Source organism: Nocardioides asiaticus (assembly GCF_040049175.1).
In the GTDB taxonomy this organism is placed as follows: Bacteria; Actinomycetota; Actinomycetes; order Propionibacteriales; family Nocardioidaceae; genus Nocardioides; species Nocardioides cheoyonin.
Window position 1 is genome coordinate 86,106 of sequence record NZ_JBDZDM010000004.1, and the last position, 13,784, is coordinate 99,889.

Annotated in this window: 13 protein-coding genes; 3 read left to right on the forward strand and 10 right to left on the reverse strand. The window is 72.3% G+C overall.

Going from position 1 to position 13,784, the window contains the following annotated elements; all coding sequences use genetic code 11:
• Positions 1-32 precede the first annotated feature (32 nt).
• Positions 33-1,424 (reverse strand): xylulokinase, encoded by a 1,392-nt coding sequence (gene xylB / locus ABLE53_RS15430; RefSeq protein ID WP_348859896.1) that lies wholly within the window; start codon positions 1,422-1,424, stop codon positions 33-35.
• Positions 1,425-1,449: 25 nt separating this feature from the next.
• Complete coding sequence (xylA, locus tag ABLE53_RS15435; protein ID WP_348859897.1) at positions 1,450-2,646, reverse strand: xylose isomerase; 1,197 nt, start codon at positions 2,644-2,646, stop codon at positions 1,450-1,452.
• Between the two features lie 131 nt (positions 2,647-2,777).
• On the opposite strand from xylA, the gene ABLE53_RS15440 reads away from it, so the two are divergent.
• Together ABLE53_RS15440 and ABLE53_RS15445 are read left to right on the forward strand one after the other, a co-directional pair.
• Entirely contained in the window at positions 2,778-3,968 is a 1,191-nt protein-coding gene (locus ABLE53_RS15440) for an ROK family transcriptional regulator (RefSeq protein WP_348859898.1), read from the forward strand.
• Positions 3,965-4,426, forward strand: coding sequence for an MOSC domain-containing protein (locus ABLE53_RS15445; RefSeq protein ID WP_348859899.1), 462 nt, complete (start codon positions 3,965-3,967; stop codon positions 4,424-4,426). The genes ABLE53_RS15440 and ABLE53_RS15445 overlap by 4 nt, the downstream gene beginning before the upstream one ends.
• Positions 4,427-4,468: 42 nt before the next feature.
• On the opposite strand, the gene ABLE53_RS15450 is transcribed toward ABLE53_RS15445, so the two are convergent.
• Positions 4,469-4,765: a chorismate mutase gene (locus ABLE53_RS15450; protein WP_348859900.1), complete on the reverse strand. Its 297-nt coding sequence runs from the start codon at positions 4,763-4,765 to the stop codon at positions 4,469-4,471.
• A gap of 89 nt (positions 4,766-4,854) precedes the next feature.
• Entirely contained in the window at positions 4,855-5,220 is a 366-nt protein-coding gene (trxA, locus tag ABLE53_RS15455) for a thioredoxin (protein ID WP_348859901.1), read from the reverse strand.
• A 138-nt stretch (positions 5,221-5,358) separates the two neighbouring features.
• Between trxA and ABLE53_RS15460 the strand changes: the two genes are divergently transcribed.
• Positions 5,359-6,531 (forward strand): 4-hydroxybenzoate 3-monooxygenase, encoded by a 1,173-nt coding sequence (locus ABLE53_RS15460; RefSeq protein WP_348859902.1) that lies wholly within the window; start codon positions 5,359-5,361, stop codon positions 6,529-6,531.
• Here ABLE53_RS15460 and ABLE53_RS15465 read toward each other — a convergent pair.
• The 6 genes from ABLE53_RS15465 to ABLE53_RS15490 form a co-directional block, all read right to left on the reverse strand.
• On the reverse strand, positions 6,528-6,668 hold the full coding sequence (locus tag ABLE53_RS15465) for a hypothetical protein (protein ID WP_348859903.1): 141 nt from the start codon (positions 6,666-6,668) through the stop codon (positions 6,528-6,530). The two genes, ABLE53_RS15460 and ABLE53_RS15465, sit on opposite strands and share 4 nt — an antisense overlap.
• A gap of 38 nt (positions 6,669-6,706) precedes the next feature.
• A complete protein-coding gene (locus ABLE53_RS15470; protein WP_348859904.1) occupies positions 6,707-8,851 on the reverse strand; it encodes a DEAD/DEAH box helicase in 2,145 nt (714 codons plus the stop codon).
• A gap of 441 nt (positions 8,852-9,292) precedes the next feature.
• Positions 9,293-9,532 (reverse strand): colicin immunity domain-containing protein, encoded by a 240-nt coding sequence (locus ABLE53_RS15475; RefSeq protein ID WP_348859905.1) that lies wholly within the window; start codon positions 9,530-9,532, stop codon positions 9,293-9,295.
• A gap of 34 nt (positions 9,533-9,566) precedes the next feature.
• Complete coding sequence (locus tag ABLE53_RS15480; RefSeq protein ID WP_348859906.1) at positions 9,567-10,937, reverse strand: colicin D domain-containing protein; 1,371 nt, start codon at positions 10,935-10,937, stop codon at positions 9,567-9,569.
• Between the two features lie 213 nt (positions 10,938-11,150).
• Positions 11,151-12,761, reverse strand: coding sequence for a carboxylesterase/lipase family protein (locus ABLE53_RS15485; protein WP_348859907.1), 1,611 nt, complete (start codon positions 12,759-12,761; stop codon positions 11,151-11,153).
• A 64-nt stretch (positions 12,762-12,825) separates the two neighbouring features.
• A complete protein-coding gene (locus tag ABLE53_RS15490; RefSeq protein ID WP_348859908.1) occupies positions 12,826-13,689 on the reverse strand; it encodes a MurR/RpiR family transcriptional regulator in 864 nt (287 codons plus the stop codon).
• Between the last annotated feature and the right edge of the window lie 95 nt (positions 13,690-13,784).

The window sequence follows — 13,784 nt, forward strand, 5'->3', positions numbered from 1 at the left end:
AACCCCCGAATCGACCGGTCACAACCCGCGATTCAACGCTCGGTGAGCTCGCGGACCTCGGCGTAGCGGGCGCGTACGGCGGGGTCGGGGGTCGCCTCGTAGACCTCGACTCCGGCGGGAGCCCAGGTGGGCGGGGTGTCGCCACCGAGGAGGGTCCAGGCGGCCTGGCGGGCTGCGCCGTCGGCGACGTACTCACCCGGCTCGGGGACCGTGACCGGGTGGCCGAGGACGGCTGGGGCGAGCCGGCGTACGGCCTCGGAGCGCGCGCCGCCGCCGACGAGCAGGAGGCGCTCGACGGGGACGCCCTGGTCGCGGAGTGCGTCGAGCCCGTCGGCGAGGCCGCAGAGGAGCCCCTCGACGGCGGCGCGGGCGAGGTACGCCGGCTCGGCGGTGCTCAGGGTGAGCCCGTGGACCACGCCGTGGGCGCCGGGGCGGTCCGGGGTGCGCTCGCCCTCGAGGTACGGCACGAGGACCAGCCCGCCGGCGCCCGACGGCGCCTTGAGGGCGAGGTCGGAGAGCTCCTCGAGGGTGACACCGAGGAGGTTCGCGGTGGCGGAGAGGACGCGCGCGGCGTTGAGGGTGCAGGCGAGTGGCAGGAACCGCCCGGTGGCGTCGGCGAACCCGGCGACCATGCCCGTCGGGTCGGCGGTCGGGGCTGCGGAGACGGCCGAGATCACGCCGGACGTTCCGATCGAGACGACCACGTCGCCCGGCCCGGCACCGAGCGCGAGGGCGGCGCCGGCGTTGTCGCCGCAGCCGGGGCCCACCGCGGCTCCCCCGCCGGTCGTGCCGGCGCGCTCGGCAGGTCCGAGGACGCGCGGCAGCGTGACATCGGAGCGGCCGAGCGACCTCTCGAGCAGGTCGGGCCGGTAGTCGCCGTCGGCCGGCGACCAGTAGCCGGTGCCGCTCGCGTCGCTGCGGTCGGTCACCAGCGAGTCGAGGCCGGCGGCGCCCGCGAGGCGCCAGGTCAGCCAGTCGTGCGGCAGGCAGACCGCCGCCGTACGCCGCACCGACTCCGGCTCGTGCTCCGCGAGCCAGCGCAGCTTCGTGACGGTGAAGCTGGCGACCGGCACGGAGCCGGTCGCCTTGGCCCACACGTCGCGGCCGAGCTCGTCGACCAGGGCCGCCGCGGCGTCGGCGGAGCGGGTGTCGTTCCACAGCAGCGCGGGGCGTACGACGGCGCCCGACTCGTCCAGGCAGACCATGCCGTGCTGCTGGCCGCCGACGGCGACCGCGGCGACGTCGGCGAGACCGCCGGCCGCGGCGGACGCCTCCTCCAGCGCCGACCACCAGGCGTCCGGGTGGACCTCGGTGCCGTCGGGATGCGCGGCGCTCCCCGACCGGACCAGCTCGCCGGTCTCGGCGTCGCGGACCACGACCTTGCAGGACTGGGTCGACGAGTCGACCCCGGCGACAAGTGGCATCAGCCCAGCCTAGCCAGAAGCGAGCTCAGCGGCTCTGCCGACCGATGCCGAGCAGGTGGTCCATGGCGAGCTGGTCGAGCCGCTCGAACCCGAAGCCGCGCGCCGCCATTGTGTCGATGTCGTGGCTCTCCGCGCGCACGTCCGCGAGTGTCTCCCCCGGCGCGAGCGTCGGCTCCGCCAGGGTGCCCAGCCCGGACTCCTCCAGCGCCGCCTGCACCTCCGGGTCGGCGCGGAAGGCGGCGGCCCGCTCGCGGAGCACGAGGTAGTTGCGCATGCAGCCCGCGGCCGACGCCCAGACGCCCGCCTCGTCCTCGGTGCGCGGCGGCTTGAAGTCGAAGTGCCGCGGCCCGTCGTAACCGTGGGTCTCGAGCAGGTCGACCAGCGCGAACGCGCCGCGCAGGTTGCCGGCACCGAAGCGGAGGTCCTGGTCGAAGCGCGGGCCGTGCTGGCCGTTGAGGTCGATGTGGAAGAGCTTGCCGTGCCACAGCGCCTGGGCGATGCCGGCCGCGAAGTTGAGGCCCGCCATCTCCTCGTGGCCGACCTCGGGGTTGAGGCCGACCATCTCGGGGTGGTCGAGGGTCTCGATGAAGGCGAGCGCGTGGCCGATCGTCGGCAGCAGGATGTCGCCGCGCGGCTCGTTGGGCTTCGGCTCGATCGCGAACCGCAGGTCGTAGCCCTGCTCGAGCACGTAGTCGGCGAGCCGGTTGACCGCCTCGCGGTAGCGGTCCAGCGCCAGCCCGACGTCCTTCGCGAAGGCGCTCTCGGCCCCCTCGCGGCCGCCCCACATCACGAAGGTCTTCGCGCCCAGCTCGGCGGCGAGGTCGAGGTTGCGGGCGACCTTGGCGAGGGCGAACCGGCGTACGCCCCGGTCGTTGCTCGTGAAGCCGCCGTCCTTGAACACCGGGTGGCCGAACAGGTTGGTCGTCACCATCGGCACCACGACGCCGGTCTCGTCCAGCGCCTTGCGGAACGAGGCGAGCGCCTGGTCGCGGGCCTGGTCGTCGGCGTCGAACTCGAAGACGTCGTTGTCGTGGAAGGTCACGCCCCACGCGCCGAGCTCGGCGAGCTTGTGGACGGCGTACGCCGGGTCCATCGGTGGCCGCGTCGCCGGACCGAACACGTCCACCGCCTGCCAGCCGACGGTCCACAGACCGAAGCTGAACTTGTCCTCGGGCACCGGCTGGTAGGTGCCGGCCGACCCCGTTGTCGCCGTCGTCGTCATGGCCGCTCCATTTCTTCCACGTCTTGGACTAATAGGGCGATCCAACCTCTGACGGCAGGCTCTGTCAACGGCTCTTCCGGCGCGCAGCGGCTCGAGCACCGAAAGTACGGGACATGATCTAATCTGGCGGCATGGCGATGCGTCCCGCGCTCCAGCACGCCGGCATGCGTGCGAGCAACCTCGCGCTCGTGCTCGGCGAGCTGGCCGATGCCGGGCCGCTCAGCCGTGCGCAGCTGGCCGCCCGGACCGGGTTGACGAAGTCCTCGGTCTCGGGGCTGGTCGCCGACCTCGTCGACGCCGGGCTGGTGGCGGAGGCGGCGGGCGGTACGCCGGCCGGCGACCGCGGCAGGCCGGCGGCCGTGCTGAGCGTCGACCGCCAGGGTGCGGCCGGTCTCGGGCTGGAGGTCAACGTCGACTACCTCGCGGCCGTGGTGACCGACCTCGGCGGCGGCCCGCGCTACCGCCACGTCGTGACACGCGACAACCGCGGGCCCTCGGCCGCATCGGTCCTCGCCGAGCTCGCTGCGGTGGCCGGCGCCGCCCGTCGGGCGGCCGAGGAGCAGCACCTCGACCTGGCGGGCGTCTGCGTCGCCGTACCCGGCACCGTCGACGGCGGCGGCCGGGTCCTCTCCGCCCCCAACCTGCACTGGCACGACGTCGCCCTCGCCGAGCGGCTCGCGGAGGCACTCGACCCCACTCCCCTGGGCGTCACGGTCGACAACGAGGCCAACCTCGCCGCGCTCGGCGAGCTGTGGTTCGGCGGGCAGGCGCCGCCCGACTTCGTCCACGTCTCCGGCGAGATCGGCATCGGCGGCGGCGTGGTCGTCGGTGGGCGCCTCTTCCGCGGCGCCCACGCGCGCGCCGGCGAGCTCGGCCACGTCGTCCTCGACCCGGACGGGCCGACGTGCTCGTGCGGCGGCCGCGGCTGCCTGGAGCGGCTGGCCGGCCAGGACGCGATCGTCGCCCAGGCCGGAGTCACCGACCGGGCGGAGCTGCTCGCCCGGTGCGCCGACGGCGATGAGAAGCCGATCGGCGCGGTCCGCGACGCCGGCCGCCACCTCGGCGTCGCGCTCGCCTCGGTCACCAACCTGCTCGACCCCGACGCGGTCGTCCTCGGCGGCCTCTTCGCCGAGCTCGCACCCTGGCTCCGGCCCTGTGTCGAGGAGACCCTCGGCCGCCACCTCCCCGCGCCGCCCGCGGTCCTCAGCTCGCGGCTCGGCGCCGAGGCCGCAGTCCGCGGCGCCGCCGGCAGCGTCGTACGCCGGGTCGTCGCCGACCCTGCCCGCTACCTCGCTCTCACCGCGGCCGGTGGTGCGGCGTGAGCGCACCGGCCGAGACCGCAATCGTCACCCCGATCGTCACCGCGATCCACGTCGCGCCCGGACGCCGGCTGCCGACGAAGTCGGTCGAGCGGGTCGAGGCCGAGGCGGGCAAGGGCCTCGTCGGCGACCGCTACCACGGCAGCCGGCACCGCCACGTCACGCTCCAGTCGCAGGAGCGGCTCGACGACGCGGCCGAGCAGCTCGGCCGGCCGGTCGAGCCGGGTCTCACCCGGCGCAACGTGACCGTCAGCCACGGCGACGTACCCACCGCTCCCGGCACGCGCCTGCGCGTCGGCGGAGTCCTGCTCGAGGTCGTCCGCGTCGCGGCGCCGTGCCGTCTGCTCGACGACGAGCTCGGCCCGGGTGCCGCCGAGGCGCTCCGCCGGCGCGCCGGCACGGTCTTCCGCGTGCTCGAGTCGGGCACGATCGCGGTCGGCGACGCGGTCGTACCGGAGTAGCAGACACGTCGATGCCGATCGCGGGCCGGCAGCGGGGCCGGTTCACTCCGAGTCGAGGAACTGCCGGTGGTTGCGGATGACCTCCGCGATGATCACGTTGAGGATCTTCTCGGCGAAGGCCGGGTCGAGGCCGGACTCGTCGGACAGCTTCCGCAGGCGCTCGATCTGGACGGCCTCGCGGTCCGGGTCGGCGGGCGGCATCCCGGCGCGCGCCTTGAGACGCCCGACCTGCTCGGTGCACTTGAACCGCTCGGCGAGCAGGTGCACGAGGGCGGCGTCGAGGTTGTCGATGCTCGTCCGGAGACGGAGCAGCTCTGCCTGGGCGTCGTCGGGTGTCACGGGTCCATCAAACCGGATGGCGTACGCCGCCGGCGTACTGCATCCGGATGGCGGGCGGCGTCTCGGCCGGCTCGACGACCCGACCGGTGTCAGTCCTTCTGCTGCTTCTCGGCCTCGGCGAGCGCGGCGTCGACATCGAGGTCGACGACGGCGTCGATGACCTGCTTGAGCGCCGGGGCCGGCAGCGCGCCCGGCTGGGAGAAGACGAGGTGGCCCTTCTTGAAGGCCATCAGCGTCGGGATCGAGGTGATCTGGGCGGCGCCGGCGAGCGCCTGCTCGGCCTCGGTGTCCACCTTGCCGAACACGATCTCCGGGTGCTCCTCGGAGGCCGCCTCGTAGACGGGCGAGAACTGGCGGCACGGGCCGCACCAGCTGGCCCAGAAGTCGACCAGCACGATCTCGTTGTCGGTGACGGTCTTCTCGAAGTTCTCGGCTCCGAGGGTGGTGGTCGCCATGGTTGCCTCTCCTGCGTGGATCGGTGCCGAGAGGTTCCCGGCACGATCGGTCAACGCGCGGGGCCGCAGAGGGATTCCCTTCCGGCCAGCGGAACCCGCCGGTCGCGCCGGACCAGCGGGTGGTGGTGACATGTCCTGGTGCGTACCGAAGTCGCCATCGTCGGCGCCGGCCCTGCCGGCCTCCTCCTCGCGCACCTGCTCGCGGCCGACGGCGTCGAGGCCGTCGTGCTCGAGTCCCGCTCGAAGGAGTACGTCGCCGCGCGGATCCGCGCCGGCATCCTGGAGCACTCCTCGGTCGAGCTGCTCCGCTCGGTCGGCCTGGGCGCCGGGATCGACGCGCACGGCGACGAGCACCGCGGCATCTACCTGCAGTGGCCGCACGAGCGACACCACCTCGACTTCGTCGACCTGGTCGGCCGCAGCGTGTGGGTCTACGGCCAGACGCAGGTGCAGGCCGACCTGCACGTGGCCGCCGAGGCCGACGGCCGACGGGTGATGTACGAGGTCTCAGACGTGGCGCTGCACGACCTCGAGAGCGACCGGCCCTCGGTGACGTACACCGACCGTGACGGCGCACCGCAGCGGCTCGACGCCGACGTCGTCGTCGGATGCGACGGCTCCTTCGGTCCGAGCCGTACGGCGATCCCGGAGTCGGGCCGGCGGACGTGGGAGCGGGTCTACCCGTACTCCTGGCTGGGCATCCTCGCCGACGTACCGCCTTCCACCGACGAGCTCATCTACGCCTGGCACGACGACGGCTTCGCGCTCCACTCGATGCGGTCGGCGACCGTGTCGCGGTTCTACCTGCAGGTGCCCAACGGCACGCCGGTCGAGGACTGGTCCGACGACCGGATCTGGGAGGCGCTCGCCACCCGGCTCGGCCACGGCCGGGACGGCTGGGAGCTGCACTCCGGACCGATCACCGACAAGAGCGTCCTGCCGATGCGCAGCTTCGTCCAATCACCGATGCGCCACGGCCGGCTCTTCCTCGCCGGCGACGCTGCCCACATCGTCCCGCCCACCGGCGCCAAGGGGCTCAACCTCGCGATCGCGGACGTCGCACTGCTCGCGCCCGCCCTCGTCGCGCTCCTCAAGGGCGACGCGTCGCTCGCCGACGCCTACTCCGACACCGCTCTGCGCCGGGTGTGGCGCTGCGAGCACTTCTCTTGGTGGATGACCTCGATGCTGCACCGGTCCGACGACGACTTCGACGCCCAGCTGCAGCTCTCCCAGCTGCGCTGGGTCACCTCCAGCCAGGCCGGAGCGGCCGGCCTCGCCGAGAACTACGCCGGCCTCCGGATCGGCTTCTAGCGCAGCTGCTTGCGGCCGCCGAAGCGCCGCTCGATCCGGCTGCGCGGCTGGCCGAGGATCTTGGCGAGCAGCGGCACCCGGAACTTGTAGGCGAGCCCGGCGGCCACGAGGACGACCAGGATGATGAGGAGCGTCATGCCGACAGCGTACGTGCCGGCGCCAGCCCCACCGGGGGTCAGACGCGGACGCCCTCGCGGCGCTCGAGCGCCTCGGTGAGCAGAGAGACCAGCGCCTCGAGCTGTACGTCGGCCGACGACCCGATCTCCTCGTCCGACCCGTCCAGGGCGCGGGCGGCGAGCCCGGCCTTCGAGTCGATCAGCTCGGCGATCCGGGTGTCGATCGTCTGGGCGGCGATGATCCGCCATGCGGTGACCGGCTCGTCCTGGCCGATCCGGTGGACCCGGTCGATCGCCTGGGTCTGCTCGGCGTCGGTCCACGACAGCTCGGCGAGGATGAGGTTGGACGCAACCTGCAGGTTGATGCCGACACCGGCCGCGGTCAGCGAGCAGACGATGACCTCGACGCCCGGGTCGTTGGTGAACTCCTCGATGTTGCGCTCGCGTGCCCGCGTGGTCTGGTCGCCGCGGATGGTGGCGTAGCGGATGCCGCGCCGGGCGAACGTCTCCTCGGCCGCGTCCATGACCTCGATGTGCTTGGCGAAGAAGACGACCTTGCCGACGTTACGCGCCAGCTGCGCGGCGTAGTCGGCGGCGAGACCGGCCTTCGCCTTGCCGATCCGGCGCATCATGCCGAAGACGTTCTCGCCGGTGGAGGTGTCGCTGTCCTCGCGCTCCCAGCTCGCGACCCGGCGTACGAGCTCGAGGTCGATGCCGTCGACCGCCTCGCCGGAGGTGCGGGTCTTGATCGCCATGTCGTAGCGCTCCAGCAGGCGGCGGGCCAGCTCGGCCTCGGCCTCGCGGATGGAGCGACCGATCTCGTCGTCGAGCTCGACGGGGATGTCGGCGACGCGGCGGGCCGGGATGTCGGCGGCGACGTCGACCTTGCGGCGCCGGACGATGCCCTGCGCGACGACGGCACGGCGGGCCGCCGGGTAGAAGCCGGGGTCCTGCGGGGTCAGCCCGGTCTCCTCGAGCGCCTCGAGGAGCTCGCCGAGCGGCTTGGTCTCGTCGATCCAGCCGAGGAACTGCCAGATCGCGCGGAAGTCCTCGATGTCGTTGATCAGCGGCGTGCCCGTCAGCGCCATCATCAGCGGGTTGGGGGTGCGCTGCCGGATCCGGTCCGAGAGGTGCAGGACGTGCTGGGAGCGCTGGGAGGTCTTGTTCTTGATGAAGTGGGCCTCGTCGACGACCATCCCCTTGAACCCGAAGTCGCCGAGCCATCCGACGTGGCGGTCGAGGATCTCGTAGTTGACCACGACGATGTCGGCGAAGCCGTCGACGTCCTCGCCGTTGCCGTGGATGACGGTCGACGTACGCCGCGGCGTCCAGATCGCCGCCTCGCGCGCCCAGTTGGTCTTCACGACGTTGGGAACGACGACGAGCAGCGGGTAGGCGTCGGCGGCCTGCGCGGCGAGCAGCGCCTGCGCGGTCTTGCCGAGGCCGGGCTCGTCGGCGAGGAGGAAGGTGCGGTGGCCCTCGGCGGCCGCGGAGATCGTCTGGATCTGGTGCGGCATCAGCTCACGGCCGACCGGCACCGGGATCGGCTCGGCGGTCAGCGCGTCGGGCAGCGGCATGCAGGAGGGGCCGTCTCCGGCGTACTCGAAGCTGCGGAACAGCGGCCCGAGCAGCTCCCAGCCGGCGAGGCGGCGGGCGTGGACGACAGGCTTGGCGGAGGAGAAGTCGGGGACGAGGAACGGGTTGGAGAGCTGGCGCTGGACGACCGAGATCGGCACGACGCGCTTGTCCGGGACGAGCTCGATCTCCTCCTCGTCCTTCTTCGGCTCCTCCTCCGGCACCTCGAGCCCGGCCTGCTCCATGAGCTCGCGCTTGAGCTCGACGGCGGCGTCGGAGACCACCGCGCCCTCGCCGAGGAGCTCGAACAGACGGGAGTCGAGTGCCGCGGTCTTCGCGAGGATGGTCGCGATGCCGTCGAGCCGCTTCAGCTGCTCGGCGCGGCGCTGCTCGTTGAGCGTCCCGTCCTCGAGCACGCGGTGGCGCTCGTCGCGGGCGAGCAGGGCGACGACCTGGAACTTCGTGCGTACGTCGGGCATCGCCGAGCGTCGCTGGACGGCGCTCTCGACCTCGCGCACGACCTGGGCGAGGACGGGGATGATGCCCTCGTTGTCCTTGTGCGCGGTCTTGCGGCGGTTGCGCGACTGCGTGGGGCGTGAGCCCCGACGGGTAGCGGCTCCTCGAGCCAAAGGATTCCTCCTATAGCCACGTTCCTGGGTGGCGTGGCACGTACAACAGCGACCCCGAGGGGTCGGACGGGCCCAAGCTTTCAGGCCCATGCACCGGCGGCGTACGACGGCCCGCGACTGCGGGGGCGGACGTGCCGGACCTGCGCGAGCGGCGCATCTGGTCCGGGTCGGCTGCCCTCTGTCGGTCCCATGACGTCGGGCCGCGAACCTGGCGCGACGCCGAGTCTAACGCCGTCGATGCTCTAACGCGGAAGTCCCCACCGATCTTCCTCAGAATGTTGGTCGAGCGGCCGCCCTCGTTGGTCGAGCCCGGACACGGAGTGGCCGGCGTCGAGACCAACACAGTCGTCCACGGAACCAGTCCGCCCGAGAGCGGGGGCGCGTGACCACCACAAGAGCCGATGGCACATGGCGTAAGCGCGCCAACGCCGCGCAGCAAGGTCAGCCGAGCGCGTCGAGACGCTTCAGCTGCTCGGCAACGCCGCACAGGAGCTGCTTCTCATCCAGATCCCCTGGCTCCCGCAGTTCCGGCTCCGCGACGTACTCCTCGGCCAGCCAGAAGACCTCTTCAAAGACCCGCTCGAGTTCCAGCGGCAACGGATCCGGCGCCCGCTGATACCGCGAGAAGTACTCGGCCGGAAAACCCGCCGGCTCGATCCTGCCAGCCACCAGGTCCTCCATGAGCGACCGGAGTTGGGTGACATCGGGATGCGACTCAGCCAAGGCCCACGTGTCCTTCCGTAAGAAGCTTTTCGAATTGCGACTTGCGCAGTCGCCATCCGCTGATGAACGAACCATCCGCTTTCGTGGCTACGAAAAGCTGCGTGATGGCGTCGTAGTAGATGATGACGTTGCCTTCCTGGCCGCGCATCGTGCCGGACATGACAGCGGTGCCATCAGCGTTCATGAAGTCGCGGATCGCAGACGTGAAGCTCGCCGAGTTCGCCTTGTTGAAATTGCCAAGGACCCCGAAGTCCTTGGCGTGCTTGAACTTCCTGCGCACTTGAGAAGCCTGGAACGTGATCTCGGGAGCCTGGAGTCGGGGCAGCACCTCCGTCGCGAACTCCCGGAACTTCGCATTGATCACGACCGCGTCGCGAAGCTTGGGAAGCCGCAGCAGGATCGCGGACACAGCCTCGAGCGCCGGGCCGACGACGGCCTTGGCGCGCTCAACGAGCTTGGAAAGCTTGTAGAGGAGGGCGCCGACGCGGACGGCTACCCGTGCGAGCAGGGCGCTCTCGACTTCCGCGGCGACACCGGCACCGCCGCCGGCGGTGACAAGGCTCAGCACACCCGACGCGACGCCGTTGATGACGCTGTCGCGCTCCAGGTCGCGCAGGGCGTGGAGGATCTCGTCGCGGATGCTCTCGACCGCGTCGGCGTAGTCCGTGCACGCCCGCCCCATCTTCCCCATCGCCGCCGACAGCCCGTAGCAGTCGTCGCGCATCCGGCCGAACGCCTGCTCCGCCATCGGGATCTCCGGCGAACGCAGCCCGGTCAGATCAATGCGGGCCAGCTCGGGATACCGGGCGGCGCTCTCAAGGGCGTACGCCGCCCGGTGCCATGCGGCAGCGGTGTCACGGAGCCGGCCGGTGTCGGCGTCGGGCCAGACCAGGGCACCGACGACGCCCGGCGCCGCCTGGAGCTTGGCCCACACGTCGGGCGCCCCGCCGTTGTGGCCGCGCGTCCCGGGCGGCGCCCCCGGTGAGAGCAGTGTCGTGTTGTGGGCCGGGTCGGGGTCGCCATCGGCGTACTCCGGGTTCACCTCCCCGCCGGGCTCCCCAGGCTCGAGGCGTACGACCGCTCCGCCGTCGGCCGCGGCATGGTTGCGGAAGGTCGCGTTGGTCAGGTTCGCGAGTACGCCCGCGCCCGACGCCAGATCGGCGGCACCGGTCAGCAGCCGGCCCGCTGCCGGGTCGTAGTCGGACGCCCAGCCCTCCGAGCCCAGCCCGCTGCCCGCCATCCCGCCGCTGCCCGACAGCGCGCCGGCCAGTGACTCGACCGCCGGGACGAGCGCGGCATGGGCGAGGTACAGGTGGTCCGAGACGGTGCCCCCGCCGTGGTCGGTGTCGATGCGAGCGTTCACGCACGACATCTATCCATACGCAAACGCACGCAAACAACACCGAACGTGACTCCTGTGGATAAGTCCGAAGGTCCGGCGCGCCTCGGCCGACCGCGTTCGTGGGGGTGGTTCCCGGTTTGAGCGAACGTTTGCTCAAGACGACCAGCGGGGGTGGCGGTCAGGATGTAGCGGGGCTCAGGGGTTGCCGGCGGCGCCGAGGCGACACCTGAGACGTCAGCCGACCGAGTCCCAGAAGTCGCACTGGTGCTCGGCGCGGTAGGCGGCGGTGGAGATGGTGTGGCTCTGGCCGGCGACGCGGAGGGACATGACCTGCCCCGAGCCGTTCCACACGGGCCAGAAGGCCCGGCCGGGGGCGTAGGGCGTACCGCGGGCGACGAAGGAGCCCCAGTACTGGACCATGTCGCGCGACAGCTGCCGCTCGCCCGCGTCGAAGGTCGGGGCGATGGGCGTGCCGTTGTCGAAGCTCGGGAAGAGGTAGGCGAGCTCGGCGGCGTGGCCCGCGCCCCAGACGTAGCCCTCGATCGGCGTCAGGCCGGGACCGTTGCGGGCGTCGAACTCGTACGCGTGCACCGGGACCCAGCGGGCGAGCTGCTCGGTGAGCGAGAGCGCGCCGCAGCCGCCGATGCCGGCGAGCATGCCGGAGTCGGTCATGATCGCGCCGACGAGGTACGCCGCGGTGAACCGGTCGGCGGTGGCGGGCCACGGGTAGTGCGCGAGCACGGCGTCGGCGTCGTCGGGATAGGAGGACCGGACGAAGTCGTCGTACGCCGCCTCGTCGGCGCCGATGTAGCCCTGCGCGAAGGTGCGGCCCTCGTCGCGGTTGGAGCCGTTCACGACGGGGACGCGGGTGAAGCGGCCGGCGGCGACCGCGTCGGTCGGCGGCTCCGGGAGCGCGGCGGTGCCGCTGGTCAGTGTCGGCGAGAAGCCGGAGCTGGCGTCGAGGAGCGTCGCGGTGTCCTTGCCGCGCAGGCACGTGACGGCGGTGGCCGGGTCGGAGCACCCGGCGGCCGCGGCGAAGCTCGTGCTGTCGGTCTCGGTCTCGGCGACCGGCCGCGAGAGGCAGGAGCCGCTCTGGATCATCGCGCGGTTGAAGAGTCCGCGGGAGCCGGGCGAGGTGAGGTGGCCGCAGACCGAGAACCCGCCCGCCGACTCGCCGCCGACCGTCACGTTGCCCGGGTCGCCCCCGAACGCCGCGACGTTGCTGCGCACCCAGCGCAGCGCGGCCTGCTGGTCGAGGAACCCGTAGTCGCCGCTCCCCTGTCCCGACAGCCCCGACAGGCCGAGGAACCCGAAGACGCCCAGCCGGTAGTTCATCGACACGACGATCACGTGCGCCTCGCGGGCGATCTTCTCGCCGCTCGCCTGGTTGGAGCTGCCGTTGACCAGACCGCCACCGTGGATGAAGACGTAGACGGGCAGCCGCTCGCCGGGGCGGGCGCCGGTGGGCCGGTCGACGTTGAGATACAGGCAGTCCTCTGCCTCGGTCCGCGGCCCGTTCGTGCTCTCGAGCGCGGCGCAGCGCGGACCGTACGACGTCGTCTCGAGCACGCCGCGCCAGCGCGCGTGCGGCTGCGGCGGCTGCCATCGCAGCGCGCCGACCGGCGGGGCGGCGTACGGGATGCCGCGGAAGGTGTCCACGCCCTGGTCGCGGAACCCGCGCACGACCCCCGTGTCGGTGCGTACGTCGAGCGACGACCGCCCGGGGCCGTGACCGCCGCCCCCGGACGGATGCGCGTCCACCGCCGGTGGCGACGTGACGAGCGCGGCGAGCACGAGGCCGAGCGCCGCGACGACAACAGCAGTACGACGGGTCCGAGCTGGCATTGCGCACCCCCGAAGGTGGCCGACGGTTCTTTACCATCGAGTGTGACGCTGGTCACACAGCGGGTCAACGGCGGCGGTTCGCCACCGCGTCGAAGGTCGCTGCGAGGGCGACTGAGACGGAGTCGGGGTGCTGCTGCGCGACGCCGAGGAAGATGACGTCGACGATCATCAGCTGCGCCATCCGGCTCGACATCGCGCCGTAGCGGAACCGGGTCTCCCGCGAGACCGTCGTCAGCGTCGCGTCGGCGAGCCGGGCGAGGGGCGAGTCGGGGAAGTTCGTGACGGCGACGGTGAACGCACCCCGACCGGCGGCTGTCTCGAGCGCGGAGATGGCTTCCTCGGTCTCGCCGGAGTGGGAGAAGGCGATGGCGACGGCGTCGGCCGGGAGCACGGCCGCACTGGTGAGCGCCAGGTGGGCATCGGTCCACGCGTTGACCTGGCGGCCGATGCGACGCAGCTTCTGCTGCAGATCCTGGGCGGCGAGCCCGCTCGACGCGGAGCCGTAGACGTCCACGACCGGCGCTGCGGCGATCGCGGCGACCACCCGGTCGAGCTGCTCGAGATCGAGCAGCGCGGCGGTCTCCTCGACCGCGCGGGCCTCCTGGAAGGCGAGCTTCTGCACCATCTCCCGGGTGGTGTCGGTGGGGTCGATGTCCCCCTCGGACACGCCGAACTCGACCCGCCGACCGGTCTCGTCCGCGCCTGCACGGGCGAGCGCGAGCCGGAAGGTGGTGTAGCCGTCGAAGCCGACGCTGCGGCAGAACCGCGCGACGGTGGCCGTCGACGTCGCCTGCTGCGAGGCCAGCTCGGTGATGGTGAGCCCGGCGATCCCGGCGGGGTCGGCGAGGGCGGCGTCGGCGATCCGGCGCTCGCTCGGCCGCAGGCCCGGCCGGGCCTGGCGCAGCCGCACCAGCACGTCCTCGCTCATCAGCTCCGCCTCTCCCCCGGTCGGCGGCCACCCTAGCGGCCGGATGTCAGTAATTTACCGATCCGAGACCACGGGCGAAACATTTTCCCCTAGCA